General features: G+C 70.2%; 23 protein-coding genes, 1 pseudogene and 1 riboswitch. Of the genes and pseudogenes, 15 read left to right on the top strand and 9 right to left on the bottom strand.

The genetic code is table 11. From position 1 onward, the window contains the following. From ACFVH5_RS05330 to ACFVH5_RS05300, 7 genes are all read right to left on the bottom strand, one after another. On the bottom strand, positions 1-189 hold a 189-nt coding region (locus tag ACFVH5_RS05330; RefSeq protein ID WP_385832212.1), incomplete at its 3' end, for a hypothetical protein. Positions 190-531: 342 nt separating this feature from the next. Further along, entirely contained in the window at positions 532-1,392 is an 861-nt protein-coding gene (locus tag ACFVH5_RS05325; protein ID WP_385832226.1) for an alpha/beta hydrolase family protein, read from the bottom strand. Between the two features lie 290 nt (positions 1,393-1,682). Beyond that, positions 1,683-4,262, bottom strand: coding sequence for a glycoside hydrolase family 3 protein (locus ACFVH5_RS05320; protein WP_385832210.1), 2,580 nt, complete (start codon positions 4,260-4,262; stop codon positions 1,683-1,685). A 92-nt stretch (positions 4,263-4,354) separates the two neighbouring features. Then, positions 4,355-6,955: a family 78 glycoside hydrolase catalytic domain gene (locus ACFVH5_RS05315; RefSeq protein WP_385832209.1), complete on the bottom strand. Its 2,601-nt coding sequence runs from the start codon at positions 6,953-6,955 to the stop codon at positions 4,355-4,357. Positions 6,956-7,033: 78 nt separating this feature from the next. After that, complete coding sequence (locus ACFVH5_RS05310) at positions 7,034-7,885, bottom strand: carbohydrate ABC transporter permease (protein WP_385832207.1); 852 nt, start codon at positions 7,883-7,885, stop codon at positions 7,034-7,036. Between the two features lie 4 nt (positions 7,886-7,889). Further along, positions 7,890-8,774, bottom strand: coding sequence for a carbohydrate ABC transporter permease (locus tag ACFVH5_RS05305; protein WP_385832205.1), 885 nt, complete (start codon positions 8,772-8,774; stop codon positions 7,890-7,892). A gap of 68 nt (positions 8,775-8,842) precedes the next feature. Further along, on the bottom strand, positions 8,843-10,159 hold the full coding sequence (locus ACFVH5_RS05300) for an ABC transporter substrate-binding protein (RefSeq protein WP_385832203.1): 1,317 nt from the start codon (positions 10,157-10,159) through the stop codon (positions 8,843-8,845). Positions 10,160-10,454: 295 nt separating this feature from the next. Here ACFVH5_RS05300 and ACFVH5_RS05295 point away from each other — a divergent pair, with 295 nt between their 5' ends. Further along, a complete protein-coding gene (locus ACFVH5_RS05295; RefSeq protein ID WP_385832201.1) occupies positions 10,455-11,468 on the top strand; it encodes a LacI family DNA-binding transcriptional regulator in 1,014 nt (337 codons plus the stop codon). Between the two features lie 81 nt (positions 11,469-11,549). On the opposite strand, the gene ACFVH5_RS05290 is transcribed toward ACFVH5_RS05295, so the two are convergent. Then, complete coding sequence (locus tag ACFVH5_RS05290; RefSeq protein ID WP_385832225.1) at positions 11,550-11,924, bottom strand: ATP-binding protein; 375 nt, start codon at positions 11,922-11,924, stop codon at positions 11,550-11,552. A 315-nt stretch (positions 11,925-12,239) separates the two neighbouring features. Here ACFVH5_RS05290 and ACFVH5_RS05285 point away from each other — a divergent pair, with 315 nt between their 5' ends. From ACFVH5_RS05285 to ACFVH5_RS05245, 9 genes are all read left to right on the top strand, one after another. Beyond that, positions 12,240-12,596, top strand: a complete 357-nt coding sequence (locus ACFVH5_RS05285) for an STAS domain-containing protein (protein ID WP_385832199.1) — start codon at positions 12,240-12,242, stop codon at positions 12,594-12,596. Positions 12,597-12,663: 67 nt separating this feature from the next. Next, a complete protein-coding gene (locus ACFVH5_RS05280) occupies positions 12,664-13,515 on the top strand; it encodes an STAS domain-containing protein (RefSeq protein ID WP_385832197.1) in 852 nt (283 codons plus the stop codon). After that, on the top strand, positions 13,512-13,883 hold the full coding sequence (locus tag ACFVH5_RS05275) for an STAS domain-containing protein (protein WP_210885865.1): 372 nt from the start codon (positions 13,512-13,514) through the stop codon (positions 13,881-13,883). Before ACFVH5_RS05280 ends, ACFVH5_RS05275 begins: the two co-directional genes overlap by 4 nt. Beyond that, positions 13,880-14,302: an anti-sigma regulatory factor gene (locus tag ACFVH5_RS05270; RefSeq protein ID WP_385832195.1), complete on the top strand. Its 423-nt coding sequence runs from the start codon at positions 13,880-13,882 to the stop codon at positions 14,300-14,302. The genes ACFVH5_RS05275 and ACFVH5_RS05270 overlap by 4 nt, the downstream gene beginning before the upstream one ends. Then, positions 14,290-15,357, top strand: a complete 1,068-nt coding sequence (locus tag ACFVH5_RS05265) for an ATP-binding SpoIIE family protein phosphatase (RefSeq protein WP_385832194.1) — start codon at positions 14,290-14,292, stop codon at positions 15,355-15,357. The genes ACFVH5_RS05270 and ACFVH5_RS05265 overlap by 13 nt, the downstream gene beginning before the upstream one ends. A 15-nt stretch (positions 15,358-15,372) precedes the next feature. Then, positions 15,373-16,827: a sensor histidine kinase gene (locus ACFVH5_RS05260; RefSeq protein WP_385832192.1), complete on the top strand. Its 1,455-nt coding sequence runs from the start codon at positions 15,373-15,375 to the stop codon at positions 16,825-16,827. Beyond that, complete coding sequence (locus ACFVH5_RS05255) at positions 16,824-18,428, top strand: SpoIIE family protein phosphatase (protein WP_385832190.1); 1,605 nt, start codon at positions 16,824-16,826, stop codon at positions 18,426-18,428. Before ACFVH5_RS05260 ends, ACFVH5_RS05255 begins: the two co-directional genes overlap by 4 nt. Positions 18,429-18,526: 98 nt before the next feature. After that, a complete protein-coding gene (locus tag ACFVH5_RS05250) occupies positions 18,527-19,765 on the top strand; it encodes a sensor histidine kinase (protein WP_385832189.1) in 1,239 nt (412 codons plus the stop codon). Further along, the gene (locus ACFVH5_RS05245; protein ID WP_385832187.1) at positions 19,762-20,454 is read left to right on the top strand and encodes a response regulator; all 693 of its coding nucleotides are present in this window, start codon (positions 19,762-19,764) and stop codon (positions 20,452-20,454) included. The genes ACFVH5_RS05250 and ACFVH5_RS05245 overlap by 4 nt, the downstream gene beginning before the upstream one ends. Before the next feature lie 67 nt (positions 20,455-20,521). On the opposite strand, the pseudogene ACFVH5_RS05240 reads toward ACFVH5_RS05245, so the two are convergent. After that, positions 20,522-20,709, bottom strand: a pseudogene (locus tag ACFVH5_RS05240) (NADPH-dependent oxidoreductase); the annotation flags it as partial. Positions 20,710-20,938: 229 nt separating this feature from the next. Between ACFVH5_RS05240 and ACFVH5_RS05235 the strand changes: the two are divergent. From ACFVH5_RS05235 to ACFVH5_RS05215, 5 genes are all read left to right on the top strand, one after another. Further along, positions 20,939-21,100, top strand: a complete 162-nt coding sequence (locus tag ACFVH5_RS05235; protein WP_385832185.1) for a hydrophobic protein — start codon at positions 20,939-20,941, stop codon at positions 21,098-21,100. A 243-nt stretch (positions 21,101-21,343) separates the two neighbouring features. Beyond that, positions 21,344-21,700 carry a PRC-barrel domain containing protein gene (locus ACFVH5_RS05230; protein WP_385832183.1) on the top strand — a complete coding sequence of 119 codons (357 nt, stop codon included), beginning with the start codon at positions 21,344-21,346 and terminating at the stop codon, positions 21,698-21,700. A gap of 202 nt (positions 21,701-21,902) precedes the next feature. Further along, on the top strand, positions 21,903-22,958 hold the full coding sequence (locus ACFVH5_RS05225) for an enoyl-CoA hydratase/isomerase family protein (RefSeq protein WP_385832182.1): 1,056 nt from the start codon (positions 21,903-21,905) through the stop codon (positions 22,956-22,958). 99 nt (positions 22,959-23,057) lie between these two features. Further along, positions 23,058-23,140, top strand: a riboswitch (cobalamin riboswitch). A gap of 61 nt (positions 23,141-23,201) precedes the next feature. Then, complete coding sequence (locus tag ACFVH5_RS05220) at positions 23,202-23,420, top strand: CbtB domain-containing protein (RefSeq protein WP_384796760.1); 219 nt, start codon at positions 23,202-23,204, stop codon at positions 23,418-23,420. A gap of 19 nt (positions 23,421-23,439) precedes the next feature. Then, a complete protein-coding gene (locus tag ACFVH5_RS05215; RefSeq protein ID WP_385832180.1) occupies positions 23,440-24,204 on the top strand; it encodes a CbtA family protein in 765 nt (254 codons plus the stop codon). The last annotated feature ends 11 nt before the right edge of the window (positions 24,205-24,215 follow it).

Raw genomic sequence — 24,215 nt, 5'->3', positions numbered from 1 at the left:
ACACCGCAGCGCGTGCACTCCGCTCAGGGGCAGCGCGGACTCCGCACGACTGGCCCGTACGCGCAGCACGGGCCCGGCCGTGAAGGAGCGGGCCGCCCAGTCGATCAGCGAGGTACGGCCGAGGCCCGGATCCCCGGCCAGTACGAGCACCGGGGCGTTCGGGGCGTCCAGGTCGGACAGGCCCAACACGGTTGCCAGTGCGGCGAGTTCCGCACTCCGACCGTGCGGGGGAAGAGATCGCGGTGGGGGTGACTGCGGTGCGGGGGACCACGGTGGGGGAGACTGGGGCGCGTTCGTCCGTCCGGTCATCCCTGTGACGTTACTTTCGCGCGACGCGAGGCGGAAGCTCTCCGTCCGGCGCCTCCCGGCAGGCGGTTTCCCGCTCCCACCTGCGCCGACACGGGCTGAGGCCGAGCCTCCCGTGTACGTCTGCCCAGCGGCGCCACCGCAGATCTGTGCACCCGCACAGCGCCGATGGGCGGCCGCGTTCCCCGCACGACCGCCCACCGGCTGCTCATCGGGGTGCCGGCCTCAGGAGGTGTGCGGGCAGTTGCCCCGGTACTCCTCGATGGTCAGGCTCGGCCGCGGCAGCGGGCAGAGGAACTGCTCGTAGCGGGTGTCGTTGTCCACGAACCGCTTGAGCCAGGAAATGCTGTACTTCGCGATCGTCGTGTCGGACGAGTTCGGCGTGAAGTGTGTCGCGCCGTTGAGCTCCAGGTACGCCTTGTCGGTGGACGACGGCAGGCTTCCGTAGAACGGCTCCGCGTGCGAGGCGACGGGCGCGATCGTGTCGCCGTCGGCCCCGAAGATCAGCGTGGGTGTGCTGACCTCGGGCCAGGACTTGTCGGTGTTCCAGGGCGTCAGCGGGATCGCCGCCTGGAGGGCCGGGCGGGACTTGGCGGCTTCGAGGCTGCCGCCGCCGCCCATCGAGTGCCCCGCCACCGCGAGCCGGCTGCTGTCGATCCGGGTGCGTACGCTGCTGCGCCCGGTGAGGTAGTCCAGCGCGGCCAGCAGCTGACGGCCGCGCGAGTCGGGCTGGTCCAGGGTCGTCAGGGTGTCGATGGTGAAGACGACGAAGCCCTGGGAGGCCAGCCGTGGGCCCAGCCACGAGATCGACGACTGGGTGCCGGTGTAGCCGGGGGAGATCGCCACCGCGCCGAACGTGCCGTCGCTGGTGCTCGTCGGGTAGTACACGGTTCCGCCGCCGAAGCCGGTGACCGACAGCGAGGAGACCGTGGTCTGGGACACGCTGTAGGAACCGCGTGCCGCCTCGATGCTCGACGTGGTGGGGGCGGGGCCGCGCTCGTAGGGGTTGTCCGCGGCCTGCGCCCCGGGAGTCGCCAGGGAACTGAGCCCCACGACGGCGGCCAGCGCCGCGAGGGCGCCGGTCAGCCGCTTCGCGGTCCTCCCCCTGCGATCGCGGCGGCTGTGGACGGCGGATGGGGGCGGGACCGTACCGGGGGTGAGCGAGCTGTTCTGCGAGTGCTGGTGCACGACGAAGTCGTCCTCTCGGCCGTGACGAGCCGCCGGACCGGACGTGCCGCACGGAGGACCCGCGGGGCACGTCCGGCAGCTCTGCCGACGGCGCCGACCGGTGGTCGGCCGTGCCACTGTCCGGCCGGGAGGAGGGCGCGGCCATCGGCAATATCACCGGTCTTCGACAACCGGCCCCCGGGCCCGGGTCACTTGACGGTGATGCTGCCCGCGTGGTCGAGGTCGGCGGCGGAGCGTCCGACGTACACGGGCACCTGGCCGGTGGGAGTCACCCAACGGCCCCTGGCCTCGTCCCAGTAGGACAACGCGCGCCGGCTGACGGTGACATGGACCCTCTTGCGCCGCCCTGCCTCCAGCTCGACGCGGGCGAAGCCGACGAGTGTCCTGGCCGGGGTGTCGGTCCTGGTCGGCAGGTGCCCTATGTAGACCTGGACCACCTCGGACCCCGTACGGCGGCCGGTGTTGTGCACCTCGACGGTGACCTCGGCGGCCTCGTCCCCGCGGCCGAGGCTGTGCACGCGTGCCGTGCCGTGGCGGAAAGAGGTGTACGACAGCCCGTGCCCGAACGGGAAGAGAGGCTTGGCGCGGTGCTTGTCGTACCACTTGTAGCCGACGTGGATGCCTTCGTCGTACGTGAGGGTGTTGGCGATGTCGTCGTCCTTGGCGCCGGTGTAGGTGGCGGGGCCCTGCTGTTCGTCGGCGGGGAAGGTGACGGGGAGCCGGCCGCCGGGTTCGGCGTCGCCGTAGAGGATGTTGGCGATTCCGGTGCCGGTCGCGGCGCCCTGGTACCAGGCCTGCAGTACGCCCTTCACCTTGCCCAGCCACGGCATGAGCATGGGCCCTGAGGTGTTGAGGACGACGACCGTGTTCGGGTTGGCGGTGGCGACGGCTTCGATGAGCCGGTCCTGGTCGCCGGGCAGGGAGAGGTTGTCGCGGTCGAAGGCCTCGCCGGTGTAGTTGTTGACGAACACCACCGCCACATCGGCCTTCCTCGCCGTCGCGACGGCGGCCGGTATGAGTGACTCGGGCTGCCAGCCCAGGGTCATGGCGGGTCCCCGGAAGCCGGCGTCCTTGGTGCTGTACTCGACCGTGATGTCGACGGCTCTGCCGCCGGTCAGTTCGGCGACACCGCCGATCGCGCTCTCCTTCGGGCCGAAGAAGGAGTCCCAGAGGAAGCGGGACTCGTCGAGGAGCGTCACCCCGTTCACGACGATCTTCGCGGCGCCCGCCAACAGGGCCGAGATGCGGACCGGACCGGTGCCGGGCGGGGTGAGGCGGCCGGTCCAGCGAGCGGACCACGTGGCAGGGAGGCCGCCGACCGGGGCGCCGCGGAAGTCCACGTCGGCCGTCGTGGTGGTGGTCAGCGGGCTGCCGGAGTGGTCCTCGCCCGCGAAGAACTCGGCGTGCAGGCCGGGCTCGCCGTCGGGGGTGGTGAAGACGTCACCCGGGATCGTGGGCAGGGCGACATCACCGAGACTGCCTTGGGAGAACAGCACCCGGGAGGCGCCGGCCTTGCTCCTGATCGCGTCCACGGCGGTGGTGAAGTCTCCGGGATCGACGTACGAGGAGCCCTCGACGCCGGTGACGGCGTCCTTGCCCGCCGGGCCGATCACGGCGACCGTCTTCTTCTTCGACAACGGCAGGAGGCTGCCGCTGTTCTTCAGCAGGACGGTGGCCTGTTCACCGGTGATCCGGGCCAGGGTCTGGTGCGCGGCGGTGGTCACCACCTCGGCGGGCCCGTCCGGCAGCGGACGGTCGTAGGCTCCGGAGGCGAACAGCGCGTACAGGATGCGGCGGGTGGCGTCCCGGGTGCGCTCCTGCGGGATCCGGCCGTCGGTGAAGGCGGCCTTGGGGGTGTCGGGGGTGAGGGCGGCGGAGTCGACACCGGCGTTGATCTCCGCGACGCGGTCCCCGGACGGGTAGTAGTCGGTGCCGAGGTAGCCCTTGAGTCCCAGGTCGTTCTTGAGGGCGCTGATGAGGTGCGGGTTCTCGCAGGCGAACACTCCGTTGACCCTGGGGTAGGAGCCCATGACCGACAGGGCGCCGCCGTCGCGGACGGTGTGTTCGAAGGCCGGGTAGTAGACCTCGCGCAGGGCCCGCTCGGAGACGCGTACGTCGAGCGAGTTGCGGCCCTCCTCCTGGTTGTAGACGGTGAAGTGCTTGATCTGGGCGATGACGTCGTTCTTCTGGAAGCCGCGGGTGACGGCGGCCCCGATCAGCCCGTTGACCAGGGGGTCCTCGCCGTACGACTCGGCCTCGCGGCCGTTGCGGGGATTGCGGTCGATGTCGACGGTCGGGCCGAGCAGGACGTTCCAGCCCTTGCCCCGGGCCTCGGCGCCGATCGCGTCGCCGTAGCGCTCGGCCAGGTCGGTGTCGAAGGTCGCCGCCAGTGCGTTGGGGGCGGGAAAGGCGGTCACTCCGGTGTCACCCCGCAGGCCGTCGGAGGCGTCGACGCGGGTCATGGCCGGGATGCCGAGGTGGGCGAGGGGCGCGAAGTCGGCCACCTCGACCGCCGTGACGAGGGTGATCTGCTCCTGGAGCGTCATGGCGGCGAGGAGGGCGTCGGCTCGGCGGGCGGCCGACTTCTTCCTGTCACGCCAGGGCTGACCGGTGGGGGCGGTACGCGGGGCGGCTGCGGCGGCCGGAAGCCCGGCGGTCAGCACCGCGGCTCCGCCCAGAGCGGCCACGGACACGGCGACGGCTGCGCGCCGGGTCAGCCCTGTGGAGCCTTCTCCGGAATCTTCGGAACGTCCTCTGGAACGGGTCACGTCACACTCTCCTTCGAGCGTCGGGTTCCTTCGAGTGGCGGCGGATGCTCTTTCACGAGGCGGTGCGTGGAGCCGGGCGGTGCCCACAGGGCTCAGGCGGCGCTGCGTCCGAGGTCGCGGGTGTCGAGGTGGTGCCGGCCGGGGCCCACGGTCAGCGGAGCGTGCCCGGGGAGTTCGACCACGCCCTGGCAGCCGCCGGGGACCGTGACCTCCGCGGTCATGCCCGAGTCGGTCAGTTCCCAGGAGATGGCCGTCTCGCCGTAGGGCGTCTCGTGGCGGGCCCTGGCCCAGGTGATGCCACCGCCGGGACGCGGCCGGAAACGCAGCGTGCGATACCCGGGGGAGGAGAGGTCGAGCCCGGCGACGACCCGGTGCATCCAGTCGGCCACGGCACCCAGCGCGTAGTGGTTGAAGGACGTCATCCCACCGGAGTTGAGGGTGCCGTCGGGCAGGAGGCTGTCCCAGCGCTCCCAGATGGTGGTCGCGCCCATGGACACGGTGTACAGCCAGGACGGGCACTCGGTCTGGGTCAGCAGCCGGTACGCCACTTCGAGGTGTCCGGTGTCGGTCAGGGCGTCGCAGATCAGCGGCGTGCCGACGAAGCCGGTGGCGATCCGGGCGTCGTCCTGGAGCACCAGTTCCGCGAGTCGGTCACCCGCTTCACGGCGCTGCCGGTCGTCGTCCAGCAGACCGAAGACCAGAGCCACCGAGTACGCGGTCGGGGCATCGCTGGTCATCCGGCCGTCGGGCCGGACATAGCGGGCCCTGAAGGCGCTGGTCACCTCGTCCGCGAGCCGCCCGTACCGCTCGGCGAGTTCCATGTGGCCGAGTGCGCGGGCCGACCACTGGAGATGGCGGGCGGAGTGGGCGAAGTACGCGGTGGCCACCAGGTAGCGGTCGGTGCGGGCCCCGGCCGGGTCGTCCGGCGGGGCGATCGGGTCCAGCCAGTCACCGAGCTGGTGCCCGGTGTCCCACAGCCGGCTCTCCCCGGCCAGCCGGTCCATCAGGTCCACCCACGCCCGCCCCATGTCGAAGTGGCGGCGCAGCAGCTCCAGGTCGCCGAAGCGCTGGTGGAGCACCCACGGGGTGAGGGTCGCGACATCGCCCCAGGCGGCGCCCGGCTGGATCGGCGTCCACTGGGGGCCGCCGGGGATGACCGGCACGTACCAGGGGATCGTTCCGTCGGGCAGCTGCTCGACGGCGACGTCGTCCAGCCAGGAGTCGAGCATGCCGGCACAGTCGTACAGGAAGGAGGCGGTGGGGGCGAAGACCTGGATGTCGCCGGTCCAGCCGAGGCGTTCGTCGCGCTGGGGGCAGTCGGTGGGGATGTCGACGAAGTTGCCGCGCATGCTCCACACGACGTTCTCGTGCAGCCGGTTGACCAGGGGGTCGCTGCACTCGAACCAGCCGGTCCGGGTCATGTCGGTGTGGTACACCCGGGCCGTCACGTCGTCCGCCGTCAACTCGCCCGGCCAGCCGCCGACTTCGGCGTATCGGAAGCCGTGCAGGGTGAAGCGCGGTTCCCAGGTCTGTTCGCCGGAGCCGTCGAGGACGTAGGTGTCGGTGGACGTGGCCCCGCGCAGGGGACGGGTGGCGAGTTCGCCGTCCTGAAGGACCTCGGCATGGCGCAGGGTGACGGTCGTGCCCGCCGGTCCGGCGACGGTGATGCGCAGCCGGCCGACGAGATTCTGCCCGAAGTCCAGGATGTGCCGGCCGTCGCCCTTGGCGGTGACGGTGGCGGGTGACAGTTCCTGGGTGCGGCGGACGGGGGCGCCCTTGGGGGCGATGAGGGTGTGCGGGTCGCGGGTGCGGGTGGCGACCGGTGTCCACAACTCGCCTTCGTCCAGGCCGCCTTGAGGGGTCGACCAGTCGGGGTCGTGCAGACGCGCGTCGAAGGTCTCGCCCTCGTAGAGGCCGCTGAAGAGGATCGGGCCGGGCGCGGCCTGCCAGGAGCCGTCGGTGGCGACGACCGCCGTGGTGCCGTCGGCCAGGGTGACTTCGAGCTGGGCGAGGAGGGACTGGTCACTGCCGTAGAGGTCGCGGTAACCGCCGTCGAAGCCGATGTGGCCGCGGTACCAGCCGTCCCCGAGCCAGGCACCGATGGTGTTGTCACCCGGCACGAGGTGCTCGGTGACGTCGTAGGTGTAGTACCTCAGGCGTTCGCCGTACACGGTCCACCCCGGCGAGAGGATGTCGTCGCCGACCCGGCGGCCGTTGATCTCGGCCTCGTACACGCCATGGGCGGTGACATAGAGCCGGGCCCGGAGTATCGGGGCGTCGAGGGTGAAGGTCCGGCGGACGCGGGCCGGGCGCCGGTCGGTGCCGGGCTCCTCGGGCCAGGCGGCGCCGACCGGTACGGCACTCCAGTCGGCCGCGTCCAGGAGCCCGGCCTCGACCGTGCTCGGCTCGCTCCACCCGGTCGGGTCCGCGGCCCCGTCCACCCACACCCGTACACGGACGCCGACCCGTTCACGGGAGTCGAGAGGTTCGCCGGGCCACGGTACGAGGACCTGTTCCGCGTGGGTCGTCCGGCCGGTGCGGTGGAGGGCGCCGGCCCGGTCGAGTTCGATCTCGTAGGCGTCCTGGACGGCGGCTCCCCGGGGCAGACGCCAGGTCAGGCGTGGCCGGGCGACGCCGGTGCCGAGGCCGTCGGGCAGGTGCTCGAAGGTGACCGGGGCAGGCTGAGAGGACATGGGTGGGGGACCTTCCATGGATACGGGTGCGGACGGCCGGCGCCTGGCCGGAGCTGTAGCCCGGTGGGGGCGCGGCCGTCACCCCTTGACGGCTCCCGAGGTGAGGCCCTTCATCACCTTCTGGTTGAGGAAGAGGTAGATCACCAGGGTGCCGAAGACGTTGATGCAGATGGCGGCGAACAGCGGGCCGTACTGGGTGGCGCCGAAGTCGCCGGTGAAGTTGAGCAGGCCGACCTGGATGGTGCGCAGGTCCTGGCTGTTGGTGAAGGTCAGCGCGATCAGCAGGTCGTTCCAGATGAAGAAGAACTGCACCAGGCCGACGGTCAGGATCGCGTTGCGGACCATGGGCAGGCTGATGGTCCAGAAAGCACGCAGGATGCCCGCGCCGTCGATGGTGGCCGCCTCGAACAGCTCGCGCGGGACGGTCTTGTAGTAGGTGGCCATCATGAACACCGTCAGGGGCAGGCCGGTGCCCGTGTAGGTGAGGATCAGCGGCCACAGCGTGCCGGACAGACCGGTCTGGAAGTACACCGTGAACAGGGGCAGCAGGATCATCTGCGCGGGAACCATCATGCCCGTGAGGAAGACCAGCAGGGTCAGACTGCGGCCCTTCCACACCATGACCTGGAGGGCGAACCCGGCCGCGGTGCCCAGCAGCAGGATCAGCGCGAGCGCCGGCAGGACGGCGAGCAGGCTGTTCTGCACGTACAGGCCGATGTGCCCGGTGGTCCAGGCGTCGGTGTAGTTGTCCCACTCCCAGGTGGTGGGCAGGGACCAGGTGGAGTTGTTGAGGTAGTCGTCGTTCGACTTGAGCGAGGTCAGGAACATCCAGACGAGCGGATAGACCTCGACGACCAGCAGCAGCGCGACGACGAGCTTGACCCACAGGCGGCGCGGACGCCAGATCCTGACAGATGTGTCGATGGCCATGGGCTCAGCCCTCCGTGAGGTCGCGCCGCGAGACGCGGAAGACGACCAGGGTCACCAGGAGACACACGACGGTCAGCAGCAGGGCGATGGTGCTGCCGTAGCCGTAGTCGCCGTAGGTGAACGACGTCTGGAACATGTACAGGGTCAGTGGGGTGGTGCCGCTGCCGGGACCGCCGTTGGTCAGTGCCACGATCGAGTCGAAGACCTTGAGCGTGCCGTTGATGCTGAAGATGACCGACGACATCAGCACCGGGAACGACATGGGCAGGACGATGTGGCGGACCAGCCGCAGACCGGAGGCGCCGTCGAGACGCGCGGACTCCAGCACCTCCTCGGGGATGTCCACCAGGCCGGCGAAGAGCAGCACGGCGTAGAAGCCCATGGAGCGCCAGATGTCCATGACGATCAGGACCCAGAAGGCGTGTCCCGCGCTGCCGAACCAGTCGACGGAGTCCAGACCCACCGCGCTGAGCAGGGAGTTGACCGGGCCGGTCTGCGGGGCCACCTGGAAGAACTTCTGGAAGAGCAGACCGACGGCCACGGTGGGCAGCACCACGGGGAAGAACACCAGGGTGCGGATGAGCGCGGAGGCCCGCTTGAGGAAGAACACGTACAGCAGGGCCAGCAGATAGCCGGCGACGACCTGGCCGACGGTCACGACGACCGCGTACTTGGCGGTGAACCACAGGGCGTCCCGCACGGCCGGGTCGGAGAACAGGCGCTGGAAGTTGTCCAGGCCGTTGCCGGTGAAACCCTCGATGGTGTTGCCCTTGGTGAACGAGTACCCGAAGGACCACACCATGGGGACCAGCATGATCAGGGAGTAGACGAGCAGGGCGGGACCGAGGAGGATCAGGACCGCCTTGCGGTCACCGAGTACGCGGTGCATGGAGGGGTGTCCAGTTCGTGAGGTGTCAGGCTGTCGTCAGCGGGGGCCCGTCGCCGGGCCCGTCCGCCTCACTTCTCGGCCAGGGCGTCCTGCACGGTCCGCATGAACTTCTCGGGGCTCAGGCTGCCGGCGACCAGGCCGGCCGCGTTGCTCTGGCTGACCGTGGTGGCCTTGGTGGAGAACAGGGCCTCGAACCAGAGAACGTTCTGCCGGGACCCGCTGATGGTCCTGCGGACCTGCCCGGTGACCTCGTTGCCGTCCTCGACGGGGGTGTTGACCTTGAAGCCCGAGATGGCTCCCTGGTCCTTGAGGGCGGTGGTGCCGTAGTTCCTGGCGATGCAGGACACCCAGGCGCCGGTCTTCTTGTCGAAGGACTTCGCGCCGAGGGTGATGCCCAGGCCGACGTTCGAGGGGTACTGCTCGATCGAGCCCTTGCCGCCCTCGACGGCAGGGAAGGGCATGAAGCCGACGTTGTCGGCCCCCACCTTGTTCTGCTTCTCGTCGGCGATGTTCGCCAGCGCCCAGCTGCCCATGTAGAGCATGCCGGCCTTGCCGCCCAGGAACTCGTTCATGGAGGTGTCGTAGTCGATGGAGCCGACACCCTTGCCGAAGTAGCCCTTCTTGCCGAGCGCGGCCACTTCCTGGGCCGCCTTGACGTACTCGGGGTCCGTCAGCTTGGCCTTGCCGTCCGCCACGGCCTTCAGGGCGTCAGGGCCCAGGCTGCGGTAGAGGTAGCCGCTGATCAGCCGGGTCAGGGGCCACCCCTGCTGGCCGGAGGCCGAGAACGGCTGGATGCCCTTGGCCTCCAACGTGCCCGCGGCCGAGACCAGTTCGGCCCAGGTGGCCGGCGCCTTCAGCCCGTTCGCGCTGAAGATCTTCTTGTTGTAGAAGATCCCCTCGATGTTGTACTCGTACGGCAGGACCTCCACCTTGCCGCCGTACAGCGCCTTGATGGTGGCGACGGCAGCGGGCTCCAACTGGTCGTAGACGCCGAGTGACTTCAGCTCGGCCTCCAGATCGGCGACCTTGCCCGACGTGTACAACTGCTGGGTCAGGGCGGGGGCGTTGCCCGCCGCGAACTGGACCGGCAGCGCGTCCTGACCGGCCAGCAGCTGCAGCTTCTGGTCCAGGCTCGCCTGCGGGACGGTCTCCACCTTGAGCGGCAGGCCCTCCTGGGCGGTCTTGCACTCCCCCTTCGACAGGGTGGTCAGCGCCGTCTTGACGGTCGTGTTCTCCGTGACGCTCAGGTAGCTGAAGTTCTCGGGCGCGGAAGTGGAACCTCCGCCCGTGCCCCCGCAGGCGGAGACGAGGACGACCAGGGCGGCAGCGCCCGCGGTCGGGCCGGCGAGGCGGGACCTTCTGGCGGAGGTCGAGGAGGTGGTCACAGCATGGCTCCCTGTCATCGTGGGACGAAAGGCGCGATGGAGGCGCGACGAAAGCGCACGGCGAAGGCCCTGCGAAAAGTGGTGGAGCGAGAGTTTTGTATAACGTTCTCTACGTCGAAGTGCGCACCACAGTGCACGCAGCGCAAGCCGTCGTCAAGACATCGCGTCGCAACATCACCGAAAAGCTGACTACATCTGGCGTCCGAACCGGATCGTCCTGTAGAACGTTGTCCTCAGCAGTACGGCACCCCAGGGGGCAGCGCGCATGGAGCAGGGATCACAGCGGAAGAAGCGTGTGACGATCACGGACGTCGCGCGTCACGCGGGAGTGTCCACCGCCGCGGTCTCCAAGGTCATGCGCAACGCGTACGGGGTCAGCGCGGCCATGCAGGAGAAGGTCCGGGCCGCCATGGCCGAGCTCGACTACCGCCCCCATGCCGCCGCGCGCGGGATGCGCGGCCGGACGTACACCATCGGCATCCTGCTGGACAACATCCGCAACACCTTCTTCGCCGACATCCTCGACGGCGTCCGCGACGAACTGCGGGACAGCGAGTACACCGTGCTGATCGGTGCCGCGGGCTTCGACGCCGAGGCCCAGGACAAGACCATCCGGTCCATGGTCGACCGTCAGATGGACGGCCTCGTCCTGATCGCCCCCGGCATCCCGCGCTCCGAAGTGCTGTCCACCGCGCAGTCGACGCCCACGGTGGTCATCGGCCACCACGACACCTCCGACCTGCACGACTCCGTCGTCGACGCCGACGGCTCCGGTGCCGGTCTCGTCGTGGACCACCTGGTGTCCCTCGGGCACCGCAACATCGCGCTGGTCTCCTCTCCCGGAACCCGGTCGAGCAAATGGGCTCGTACCCCTGAGATCGTCCTGAGCGACGGCTATGCCGAGGCGATGGGCCGCAACCAGCTCGCGGACCACACCCGGATCTGCCGGACGTCGTACTCCGACGAAGGCGGCTACAAGGCCGGGATGAGCCTGCTGACCGCGGGGGACCGGCCCACCGCGATCATGACGGGAGCCGATGTGGCCGCGCTCGGTGTCTGGCGGGCGGCCCACGAACTGGGTCTGCGGGTCCCGCAGGACGTCTCCCTGGTGGGCTACAACAACACCGCCATCGCCGACCTCGCCACCGTGCAGCTCACCAGTGTCGACCAGGCCGGGCACAACATGGGGGCCACCGCCGCGCGGCTGCTCATCGAGCGGGTGGAGGGCCGGCGCGACCACGCCGTCCAGACGACCATGACGCCGCGTCTCGTCGTCCGGGGGAGCACGTCGGCGCCGTCGGCGCTCTGAGGGAGCGGTTCACCGAGATCTGGCGGATGCCGACGCGTTCCGGTGGACGCCTGTGGGTGCCGGTCGATGCCGGCGGCGGGTTCAGCTGGTCAGGGCGATGGACGCGGTGACGCGTTTGCCTGCCGGTTCGAGATCCACCCGGAACTCCTGGGCGACGGCCATGACGATCTCCAGGCCGTGCTGGCCGACTCGGTGCGGGTCGACGGAGCGGGCCACGGGCGTGGCGCCGACACTGTCGTGCACGCAGACCGCCACCACCTCGTCGGTGATGCGCAGCTCCACCAAGAGCGGGCCGGGGGCGTATTTGTGGGCGTTGGTGACCAGTTCGCTGACCACCAGCTGCGTGAGGTCCGTCGCGCGGGCGGAGACGGGGACGCCGAGGTCCGTCCTGGCCCGGGCCAGGAAGTCGACCGCGAAGCGTCGTGCCTCGGCGATGCAGGAGCCGCCTCCGGTCATGGAGACGGCGGCGGCTATGGCATGGGCTTCCGACGGCCCCGCGCCGCCTCTCCCGACTGACTCCACTTTTTGTCCACCTTCGTTCCCGTTGTCCGTTCGCGGCTACCCTGTTTGGCGTGACACATGCCGCTCACGCTGGGATCGACCACGTGTTCGAGCGCGGCGGTGCGTGCCATCGGGGCAGGCTTCATGCGTGAGTTCCGGCCTGAGCCGCATCGGCACACCGAGTCGAGGACATGGTGACAGACGCATGTCCCGCACGGTCCGGACACCGTCCGGGGGCGCCCGGCGCCGGCCGGCGAGCGCCCCCGGACGGTGGCCGGCCTCACCGGCGTGACCTTCATGGACTCCCGCGGTGTCGATCTGCTCGCCGCCGCCCGTCGCGCGGCTCGGGACGCCCAGCGGTGGCTGCGTGTGGCAGGGGTGCGGCAGTCGGTGCGGAGGGTGATCGAGCTCGTCGGGGTCGACGCCCGCCCTCATCCCGTGCCGCCCCACCCTGCGTCAGGCGCTGGAGAGCTGACCTGTGCGGGGCCCGTGCGCTCGCGGCGGACGCCCGGCCCGGCCGCGTCGCTCCCCGCCGGAGAGGTCCGGGCCGTCCGTGCCGCTCCCCGTCGAAGAGGTCCGGCCGGTGTGCGCCGTCAAGGGCCTTTCCCAGGTCGCACCTGCCGGTGAGGGCAAGTGCCGTAGGCTTCCCAGGTCGTCCCTGACACGTAAGTATGAACATTGAAGGAGCGCCGGAATGGCGAAGCGAGACAGCGCTGCGGACCTGGTAGGGCTCTTGACCGTCGAGGGTCAGGACCTTGCCGCGGCGTGGGTGCGGGAGGTGTCCGGGTCGCTGGGAGGGCGCATCGGCACCGCCGAGCTCGAACGCGAGCTTCGGGAGCTGTACGACGCCCTGGTGGACGCGCTGCGTCAAGGGGCCGTCGATGTCCACTCCGAACAGATGTCCGAGATCCGTGCCCTGTTGACGGAGCTGTCGAGGAACAGGGCCCGCCAGGGGTTCTCGCCGAGTGAGACCGCGATCAGTGTCTTCGCCCTGAAGCGGGTCCTCGAACCTGTTCTGTCCGACGGAAGCGCCGACCAGATCCGCGCCTACCTCCAGTTCAACGGCATCCTCGACGGACTGGGCCTCTTCGCGATCGAGACCTACACGCAGACGCGCGACGAGCTCATCACCGCGCAGGCCGAGCAGCTCCTGGAGCTGTCCACACCGGTGGTGCGCCTGTGGGACGGGGTCATCGCCGTGCCGCTCGTCGGCACGCTGGACTCGGCGCGTACGCAGGTGGTGATGGAGAAGCTTCTCCAGGCGCTCGTGGACACGGGCTCGGAGCAGGCGATCATCGACATCACGGGCGTTCCCGCCGTGGACACCCAGGTCGCCCAGCACCTGCTCAAGACCATCGTCGCCGCCCGGCTCATGGGCGCCGAATGCACCGTGTCCGGCATCAGCCCGCAGATCGCGCAGACCATCGTCGCGCTGGGCATCGAGTTCGACGACATCGTGACGAAGGCCAGCCTGGCCGACGCCCTCAAGCTGGCGCTTCGCCGGTCCGGTGTGGACCTCGTCGCCCACGAGGGTGCGCAGCGATGAGCGAGCGCCTTCCGATCCTGCGTATCGGAGACATCCTGCTGGTGTCCGTCCAGTTCGATCTGGAGGACCAGATGGTGCTGAACCTCCAGGAGGACCTGGCCGAAGAGATCGTCGCCAAGTCCGCCCGGGGCGTCATCATCGACATCAGCGCCCTGGAGATCGTCGACTCCTTCGTGGGCCGCATGCTCGCGACGGTCGCCGCCATCTCGCGCGTGCTCGACGCCAGGACGGTGGTGGTGGGCATGCGTCCCGCCGTGGCCATCACCCTGGTCGAGCTGGGCCTCTCGCTCGGCGGGGTCAGCACTGCGCTCGACCTTGAGAAGGGGCTGGCGAAGCTGCGTCAGCCCACCAGTTCGGCCTTGCGGTGACAGCGCCCTGGACTGCGGGCGAAGACCCGCAGGTCTACCCCATCGCGCGCAGCGGCGATCTCGTGCACATCCGGCAGGCCATCCGGGCGTTGTCCCAGCAGTGCCGGCTGTCCCTGGTCGACCAGACGAAGATGATCACCGCGGCGAGCGAACTCGCCCGCAACACCCTCATCTACGGCGGTGGCGGCACGGTCAGTTCCGGACTGGTCAGCGCGAACGGCAAGAAGGGCGTGGCCGCCGTCTTCGAGGACTCCGGTCCCGGTATCGCCGATGTCGACCAGGCGATGACGGACGGCTGGACGTCCGGCGGCGGACTCGGTCTCGGCCTCAGCGGTGCCCGGCGCCTCGTCGACGACTTCCGGCTCGTCACCGCGCCCGGCGAGGGAACGACCGTGACCATCATCAAGTGGGTGCGGTGAACACCACCGTCGCCCTGAGCTACGAGGACATCGCCTGGTTCAGGGACGGCGCCTCCCTGGCCTCGGCGGCCAGGGGCGCGGCCGCCACGCTGGCCAGGCGCATCGGACTGAACAGCCACCGGGCCGCCGAGGTCGCCCTCGCCGTCACCGAGGCCGCCACGAACGTGCAGCGGCATGCCGACGACGGAGCCCTGCTGCTGCGCGTGGTGCGATCCGGGGAACAGGCCGGCGTGGAGTTCCTCACCGTCGACTCGGGGCCCGGAATGACGGACGTGCCCGCCGCGCTGGCCGACGGATCGTCCAGCGCGGGCACGCTGGGCATCGGCCTGGGCGCGGTCGCCCGGCTCGCGGACCAGTTCGACCTGCACTCCGTGCCGGGCCGCGGCACGGTCATGGCCGCACAGTTCTGGCCGCGCACCGCGGACGGCAGAGCCGTCGTCGCCTCCCGGGACCTGTCCGTCGCCGCCGGGGTCACGCGGCCCATCAGCGGTGAGACCGTGTGCGGGGACGCGTGGGCCGTACGCGTCGACGACAGCGAAACCGCCGGGGACCGCCCGGCGATCCTGGTGATGCTGTGCGACGGACTCGGACACGGCCCCCTCGCCGCGCGCGCGAGCCAGGCAGCGGTCAAAGCGTTCCAGGAGACCCGTGATCTCAGTCCGGCGGGCGCCCTCGACGCGATCCACCGCGCCCTGCGGGGGACACGCGGCGGCGCGGTCGCCGTGGCGCGCGTCGAGCCGGCCGCGGGACGGGTGCTCTACTGCGGAATCGGCAACGTCAGCGGCTTCCTCCTGGGCGACGACGGCCGCAAGGGACTGCTGTCGGCGCCCGGTATCGTCGGCGCGCACATGCGGCGCCTGCGGACGTTCGAGGAACCGCTGCCGGCCCACGGCGCCCTGGTGATGCACTCCGACGGTCTGACCGAACGCTGGGACCATGGGAACCTGCCCGGTCTGCTGCACCACACGCCGCTCGTCATGGCCGGTCAGCTGCTGCGAGAGGCAGGAGTGCGACGGGACGACGCCAGTGTTGTCGTGATCAAGGGGGCATGGTGACCGGCGAGGGGCGGGATGAGCGTGGTGTCTGACTCGGGTCCTCGCGGCGAAGCGGCCCACCACGGCCGCTCGGCCGCAGTCGGCCCTGTCCGCACGGTGGCGCCCTTCGCCCTGTCCTCGTCCCAGGACGTGTTCGGACTGCGGCGCACCGCGCAGCAGGCGGCGGCGGCCATGTCGCTGGAGCGACAGGACCAGGTCCGGCTGGCGACCGCGCTGAGCGAACTCGGCCGGGACCGGCTCGGCTGCCGCGGCCTGGAGGTCTCCTTCGGCCTGGTCCCGCAGGACCGGCCCACGGCCCTGGTCGTCACGTTCGACTGGACCGGCGGACCGCCCCCGGCGAAGGAGACGCTCGATCTGGCCGCGAAGCTCGTGGGGATCGACTACGAGGCCGCCCCGGCAGGCGGCCGCATCGTCGTCAGCCAGCCGCTCACCCCCGAGTCCGGCGGCGCCGCCGAACAGCATGCCCGGCTGGCGGACGTCCTGAAGGCCGGTTCCCGGTCCACCGAGGCGGACGACCTCCGTGCCCAGACCCGCGACCTGATCGCCACCCTGGAGGAGACCCGGGCTCAGCGGGAGGAACTGCGCCATCTCAACGAGGAGCTGGAGGAGACCAACCGGGGTGTCCTCGCGCTGTACACCGAGCTGACGCAGGAGCTGGAGGCCACCAACAGCGGTGTTCTCGCACTGCACACCGAACTGGAGGACAAGCGCCAGCAGCTGCAGGAGGCGAGCGAGGCCAAGACCCGGTTCTGGACGAACATCAGCCACGAACTGCGCACCCCGGTCAACTCCGTGGTCGCCCTCTCCACGCTGCTGCTCGCGCCCAGTTCCCCCGCCCTCAGCGCCGAGCAGCGGGAACAGGTCGAACTCATCGGGGCGTCCGGCCACACGCTCCTGTCGCTCGTGAGTGACCTGCTGGACGTCGCGAAGGCCGAGGCCGGGCACCTCGACATCCATACGGAACCGGTGGATCTGCGGCTGCTCGTCGCCCACCTCCGAGGCCTCATACTGAGCAGCCACGGCCACGACCGGGTGACCCTCCTCACGCCCGGCCTCGAACAGCAGCTGCCCCTGGTGACCGACGAGACGCTGCTGGTACGCATCCTGCGCAACCTCCTCTCCAACGCCCTCAAGTTCACCGAGAGCGGTGAGGTACGCCTGGAGATCGAGGTCGATCCCGAACCCTCGGCCCCCGCGGTGCTGTTCACCGTCACGGACACGGGGATCGGCATCCCGCCCGAGGAACTCGGCCGGGTCTTCGAGGTCTTCTACCAGGTCCGCGGTCCCCATCAGACCGGCCGGCCCGGCACCGGCCTGGGCCTGCCCTACGCCCGTACGCTCGCCGAACTGCTCGGCGGTTCCCTCACCCTCACCAGTACTCTGGGCGCCGGCACCAGGGTGGAGGTCCGTCTGCCGGACCTCGGCCATGAGTACGCGCAGGACTCGCAGAACCGAAAGGGCAGGCCGTGACCGACAGCGCCCAGGAGCTTCTGCCCGCGACCGTGCTCGTAGTCGACGACAACGAGACGAACCGCTACATCCTCACCAGCTGGCTGCAGCGCGCGGGACACTCCGTCATCAGCGTCGGCACGGGCGAGGAAGGCCTCACCCGGCTGCACAGCGGCGAGGACGCGCTTCCGGACATCGCGATCATCGACGTCCTGCTGCCCGACATGAGCGGCTTCGAGGTCAGCGAACGGGTCAAGAACAGCCCGCGGACCGCCTATCTGCCGATCATCCAGATCTCCGCCGCCGCCATCACCCCCGACGACCACGCGGAGGGGCTGAGACGGGGCGCGGACGCCTATCTCGACCAGCCCATCGACCCCGGCGAGCTCCTCGCCACCGTCTCCGCGACACTGCGCTACGCCAGGGCCCGGCAGCGCGCCGAGAAACTCGCACAGCGCCTCATAGCGCTGAACCAGGCGACGCTGGACGTCTACAGCGCCGTCGGCTTCCACTCCTTCGCGTCGGCGGCCACCGGCGGCGCGGCGGCCGTCCTGGACAGCCAGGCCAGCGCGGTGTTCCTCTCGCCCCAGGCGCAGGCCGTCCACAGCATGGTCGACGCCCCACGGTCACCGGTACGGATCCATCCCGCTCACCCGGGCCTCCTGAAGCAGCTGGCGGCCCTGAGCCTGCACCAGGAAACGGGCGTCACGATCGTCCGGGTCCCGCACGGACAGTGGCAGGGCATGCTGCCCGACGACCACCTCTCCGGAGACATCGCACTCGCGGTGTCCCGCACCAAGCGAGGCCGTCCCCCCATCTGTCTGGCCGTCCCCGCGACAGCCCTGCAGAGTGCCGACGACGAGCAGCTCCTGCAACAGCTGGCCAACTCCGGCGCCCTCGCCCTCGAAGCCCTGCGGACCTACAACGAGGAACACGCCCTGGGCCTGGCGCTGCAACGTTCCTTCCTCCCCAAGGAAATGCCGACCGTCCCGGGCGTCCAGCTGGCCTTCCGCTACCTCCCCGCCTCCGAACACGCGGAGATCGGGGGCGACTTCTACGAAGCGGTGCGGACGGTCAACGGCCTGCTGCTCGCCATCGGGGACGTCGTCGGGCACTCGGTGGAGGCCGCGACCGTCATGGGCGAGGTACGCCACGCACTGCGGGCCTACGCCATCGAAGGGCACGCCCCGCACCACATACTGGACCGGCTGGAAACGCTGCTGGGCCAGTCCCAGCCCGGCCTCACCGTCACCCTCTGCCTCGTCCTGGTCGATCTGGACGAACGCCGCCTGCACATCGCCAACGCCGGTCACATCCCGCCGCTGGTCATCGACCCGGAGAAGGGGCCGCGGTTCCACGAACCCCACGGCCCGCTGATCGGCCTCGGTCTCCCGCATCCGCCGCCCACCGTCGTGGACGCCCCGCCCGGCACCCGGCTGCTCATGGTGACGGACGGTCTCGTCGAGGTACGGACCGCCCATCTGGACGCCACCCTCGCCGAGTTCCGCGAGGCCGTGGCCGACGGGCCGGCCGATCTGCAGGAGATGTGCGACCTGCTCCTCGCCCGCTTCGGACAGAACAAGGACGACGACATCGCCCTGATCACCGCACTGTTCGCATAAGGCTCCGCGGCCGGAACATCCGGGGTCCGGCAGGGGGCTAGGCTCTGCCTGTGCTCGGATCAGCGGGGTCGGACTTGAGGAAGAACACGCCTGTTCTCGTGGCGCGTTGGGGTGCGCTGAGCGTGGTGAGCCGGGACGCGGTGTTCACCGTGCTGCTCGCCCCGCTGGTGTTCGCGCCGGTGACGGCCCCGATCGGCGCACAGTTCGGCGATCTGCCGGAACATCCGTCAGGACTGCCGGGTGCGTTGGTGACGGCCGTTCTCTGGCTGCCGCTGGTGCTGCGGCGGAGGTGGCCCGTCGTGTGCCTCGCGCTGATCGCGGGCGCCTTCGCGGTCCATCAACTGGTCGGCTATCCGCAGAGCTGCGCGACGCTGGGCCTGTACATCGCGCTGTACAGCCTCGGAGCCCATGGAAACCGAGCCAGCGGCATGCGCCGCGTGCTGGCGGTCGCCGTCGCCGGCACGGCGTTCACGCTGTTCGCGCTCGGGCTGCACCACAGGGGCTCGCCCCAGCACGCGGCCGACTTCGTCCTCATGTACCTGATCCTGGTGGTGTGCTGGGCCGTCGGCAGGACGGTACGGGCCCGGCAGGACGGGGAGGCCGAACGGCGCCGGCTCAGTGTGGAGGCGGCTATGTCACGCGAACGCGCACGTATCGCACGGGAGTTGCACGACGTGGTGACCCACCACGTCACCGCCATGGTGGTCCAGGCGGACGCCGCCCAGTTCCTGCTCGCCGACGCGCCCGAGCGGGTGGAGACCGGACTCGAAGCGATCAGCGACTCCGGGCGGCGGGCCCTGAGAGACCTCCAGCATCTGCTGGGCGTACTGAAGGCGTCCGGCGGGACGTCCGACGGCACGGCCGCCGACGGCCCCAAGGACGCGTCCGCGCCGGACCGCGCCCCGGAACCGGGCCGACTGAGCGATCTGGTCGAGCAGACCCGCACCGCCGGACAGCCCGTGGAACTCGCCGAGCGGGGCGAACGGCAGGAGCTGGCCACTGCCGTGGAACTGGCCGCGTACCGCGTGGTGCAGGAGGCGCTGACCAACGCGCTCAAGCACGCCCCGGGCCACCGGACCCTCGTCCAGGTCCACTACGGCCGCAAGGACGTCGAGGTCGAGGTGACCACCGAGGGAGCGCCCGCCACGGCGACCGCCCAGCGGCGCCGACCGCTGGGCCGGGGCGGCGGGCACGGCCTGATCGGGCTGCGCGAGCGGGTGAGCGTGTTCGGCGGCGAACTCTCCGCCGGCGACCGGCCGGACGGCGGCTTCAGCGTCCGCGCGCGCATACCGTCCGCGGGACACGGCGAAGCCGCCGCACACGGGGGAGAGGCATGACCGGGCCGGGCACCGCGGCGCCGATCAGGGTCCTGGTCTGCGACGACCAGGAACTAGTACGCACCGGATACGTCACCATCTTCACCGCACAGCCGGACATCGAGGTCGTGGGAGAGGCCGGGGACGGCCGCGCGGCGGTCGAGAGCGCGCGGCGGCTGCGCCCGGACGTGGTGGTGATGGACATCCGCATGCCCCTGCTCGACGGCATCGAGGCGACCCGGCTGCTCGCCGGCCCCGGCGTCGTCGACCCGATGCGGGTCCTGGTCGTCACCACCTTCAACCTCGACGAGTACGTGTACGAGGCACTGCGGGCCGGAGCGAGCGGCTTCCTGCTCAAGGACTCGCCCCCGCGCGACCTGGTGCACGGCATCCGGACGGTGGACGCGGGAGAGTCACTGCTGGCGCCCGCCGTCACCCGGCAGCTCGTCGGCAAGTTCGCCGACCGGCTCCGCCGACCCCAGCGGGACCCCGCCGCACCGGCGTTGGCCGCTCTGGCGCCGCGCGAGACGGAGGTGCTGAAGCTGATCGCCGAGGGCCTGTCCAACACCGAGATCGCCGACCGGATGGTCATCAGCCGCGAGACCGTCAAGACGTACGTGTCCCGCATCCTGACCAAGCTCGATCTGCGGGACCGGGTCCAGGCGGTCGTGCTGGCCCACCGGGTGGGCCTGGTCGGCGCCCACGACTGAGCGCGGACTCCGGTCGGCCCGACCCAGCTCGACGGGTACGGGGACGCCTTGAGCTGCCGTGTCGGATGAAGAGGCCGGCGCTCACCTTGTGGGCCCCGTCCTCGTCGCCGACGACACACACCGCGGTGACCTTCCCGTAGGTGAGCATCCGCCCCTGGTCGTCCGTCTCGGAGATCTCCGCGTCCAGACGTTCCATGACCCGCTGGGCGATGCTGCACGGGTGGCCAGCCAGATCGGCGCCGAGAGGACCAGGATGCCGGCGTTCCTGATCACAGAAAGGGTGCAGAAAGTGATGAAAGCCCGCAAAGGGCTCTTTTCTGCGACGGTTCTGGCGCAGGAGTACCCCTTGTCGCGGCCGCATACCCAAGTTCACCTCGGAGGCGGAGGGCCGGCGGTGCGTCGGCAGCGGAATGTGCGCGATTCGTGAATTCGTGTGCGTGGACGGAGATCATCTGGGCACTCGGTGCTTCGGAGGTCAACAAACATGATTCCCCTGCTTCTTGTTCTTCTGCTGGTCCTGATCCTCTTCGGTGCGGGTTTCGCGCTGAAAATTCTGTGGTGGGTCGCGATCGTCGTTCTGGTCCTGTGGCTGATCGGCTTCGTCGCCCGCCCGAAGGGCGGCAGTGGCCGCTGGTACCGCTGGTAGCCGATCACATCGGTGCAGTTCAGGCCGTATGCGGCAGCGCTGGTCCCCTGTTACGGGGGCAGGGCGTGCCCGCTCCGGGAAACCGGTGAGAAACCCGGCCCGAATTGAGTGAGTGAAGCCCCGGAGGAGGGGCACCCGCCGCCAAGACGGTGGTTACGAAATCGCCGTGCACGACGTACGGAAAAAGAGAGGGCCGGTGGGGAACCCCCACTGTCCTCTGTTTACCGGAGGAGTTGTTTTCGCGTGACTGAAAATGTATGGGGTTACAAGTCGACCGCGGGTCGTCTGGCAGGCGTAGACCTCACGGGTTACAAGGTCGAGGCCACGGACGGCAGTATCGGCAAGGTCGACAAGCACTCCGACGAGGTCGGTGACGCTTACCTGGTGGTGGACACCGGTGTGTGGATCTTCGGCAAGGAGGTCCTGCTCCCCGCCAGCACGGTCGTCAGCATCGACCAGGGCGAGCAGAAGATCGTCGTCGACCGCACCAAGCAGCAGATCAAGGACGCCCCGGAGTTCGACCGCGACAAGCACCTGGGCGACCAGGGCTACCGCGACGAGCTGGGCACGTACTACGGCACGGGCGGCCCGCGCATCTGAGCCGGACCCGTACCGCATCACCCGACGGCCCCGGGACTCCTCCACGAGTCCCGGGGCCGTCGCGCTGCCCCGGACCGCCCGGCCGGATGCGTCATTGAGAGGATCACTCGTGACGTGAGCGTCCATCGCACCGTCGCGTCCCGAAAGGAACCAACGAACTCATGCGTGTCATCGTGGCCCGCGGTCCGACGGAGGTAACCGGATGACCGGCAACGAAGAGTCCGTCCTGCTGCACACGGCCGGCCGGGCCGCCCACCTCACCCTCAACCGCCCGAGAGCCATCAACGCCCTCGACCACGCCATGGTGCGGCGCGTCGACGAGGCGCTGACCGCGTGGGAGCACGACCCCGCCGTGGAGACGGTCGTCATCACCGGAGCGGGGGAGCGCGGCCTGTGCGCGGGCGGCGACATCCGTGCCGTCCACGACGACGCCCGCGACGGCAACGGCGCCGCCGCGGCCGCGTTCTGGCGTGACGAGTACCGCCTCAACGCCCGTATCGCCCACTGGCCCAAGCCGTACGTCGCCGTCATGGACGGCATCGTCATGGGCGGGGGCGTCGGCATCTCCGCGCACGGCAGCGTCCGGGTCGTCACCGAACGGTCGAGGATCGCCATGCCCGAGACCGGCATCGGCTTCGTGCCCGACGTCGGCGGCACCTACCTGCTCTCCCGCGCCCCGGGCGAACTGGGCACCCGGCTCGCCCTGACGGGCGCGGCGATCGGCGCCGGGGACGCCCTGCTGTGCGGGCTCGCCGACCACTACGTACCGTCCGGCGTGCTCCCGCGCTTCATCGACGACCTCGCCGAGCTGCCCGTACGGGAAGCGCTGGACCGGCACGCGCGGCCCGCGCCGCAAGGGGAGTTGGCCGGGCAGCGGGAGTGGACCGACTCCTGCTTCGCCGCCGACTCGGTCGAGGAGATCGTCCGGCGGCTGCTCGACCACGGCGATCCCGCGGCGAAGGAGACCGCGGAGACCCTGCTTACCAAGTCGCCCACCGCGCTGAAGGTCACCCTGGCGGCTGTGCGCCGCGCCGGGCGGCTCGATTCGCTGGAGCGGGTGCTGGAGCAGGAGTACCGCGTCTCCTGCGCGGCCCTGACCACGCCCGACCTGGTCGAGGGCATCCGCGCCCAGGTCATCGACAAGGACCGCACCCCGCGCTGGTCACCGCCCACCCTCGCCGAGGTCACCGACACCGACGTGGAACGCTTCTTCGAGCCGCTGGGGGAGCACGGACCGGAGTGGGAGCCGGGCATCTGAGAGGTAAGTGTTCGGTGTGAGCAGGTTCTTGTCGGCTCCTGGTCTTGGGCATGAACCCGTCGAGCGGTAGCGTCACTTCGATACCGACGACGGCACCACGGAAGCCGGTGAGAAACCGGCACGGTCGCGCCACTGTGAACGGTGTGACTCCCCCCCTCAGGGGAGCGCACCGTGAGTCAGACCCGGGGCCGTCGTCCTGTGCACCACCGAGATGGGACGCGAGTTCCCAGAGGAGGCCCCGTCATGGCGCAGCATGTCGCCCCGCCGAGCACCACCCCCGTCGTGCCCGCCAAACTGCCGCTGAAGGACATCGCTCCCTGGGCGGTCTTCATCGGCGTCCTGATGCTGGTCCTGCTGTACTTCGTCGGTGCCGAACAGGGCGCCACCTCCCTCGTCTCCGGCGAGAACGTCCATGAATGGGTGCACGACGCACGTCACCTGCTCGGCTTCCCCTGCCACTGACGAGGGGCCCCGCACACCCATGAACTCCGCAACGGTAAGAAATCTGCTCGTGCGGGGCATGCTCGCCGGCCTGGCCGCCGGCGTGCTCGCCCTGATCGTCGCCTACTTCCTCGGCGAACCGAACGTCGACAGCGCCATCGGTTTCGAGGAGTCCCACGCAGCCGCGCACGAGCACGGGCACGAGGTCGAACTCGTCTCCCGCAGCCTGCAGTCCACCGCCGGCCTCGCCACCGGCGTACTGATCTACGGAGTGGCCTTCGGCGGCATCACCGCCCTCGCCTACTGCTTCGCCCTCGGCCGCGTCGGCCGTTTCGGCGCCCGCGCGACGGCGCTGCTGCTCTCGGGCGCGGCCCTGCTCGCCGTCTACGTCGTGCCGTTCCTGAAGTACCCGGCCAACCCGCCCGCGGTCGGCAACGGCGACACCATCGGCAAACGGACCACCCTCTACCTCCTCATGATGGTGCTGAGCGTGCTCCTCGCGGTCGCCGCCGTGATCGTCGGCAAGCGGCTCGCCCCGAAACTGGGCACCTGGTACGCCACCGTCGCCGCCGTTCTCGGCTTCATCGTCCTGATCGGACTGGCGTACGCGTTCCTGCCCACCGTCAACGAGGTCCCCGGCGACTTCCCGGCCGCCCTGCTCTGGCGGTTCAGGCTCTCCGCCCTCGCCCTGCAGATCACGCTCTGGTCAGGCTTCGGGCTCGTCTTCGGTGAACTGGCCGAACGGCTGCTCCACCCGAAACCCGCCACGGCCCGGGCGGGTACGGCGGCACCCGCCCCGCACTGACCGGCCGCGCG

Source organism: Streptomyces sp. NPDC127119 (assembly GCF_042677425.1).
Lineage (GTDB): Bacteria > Actinomycetota > Actinomycetes > Streptomycetales > Streptomycetaceae > Streptomyces.
Note: the sequence above shows the minus strand (reverse complement) of the source record. Positions and strands in the feature narration are given on the sequence as shown.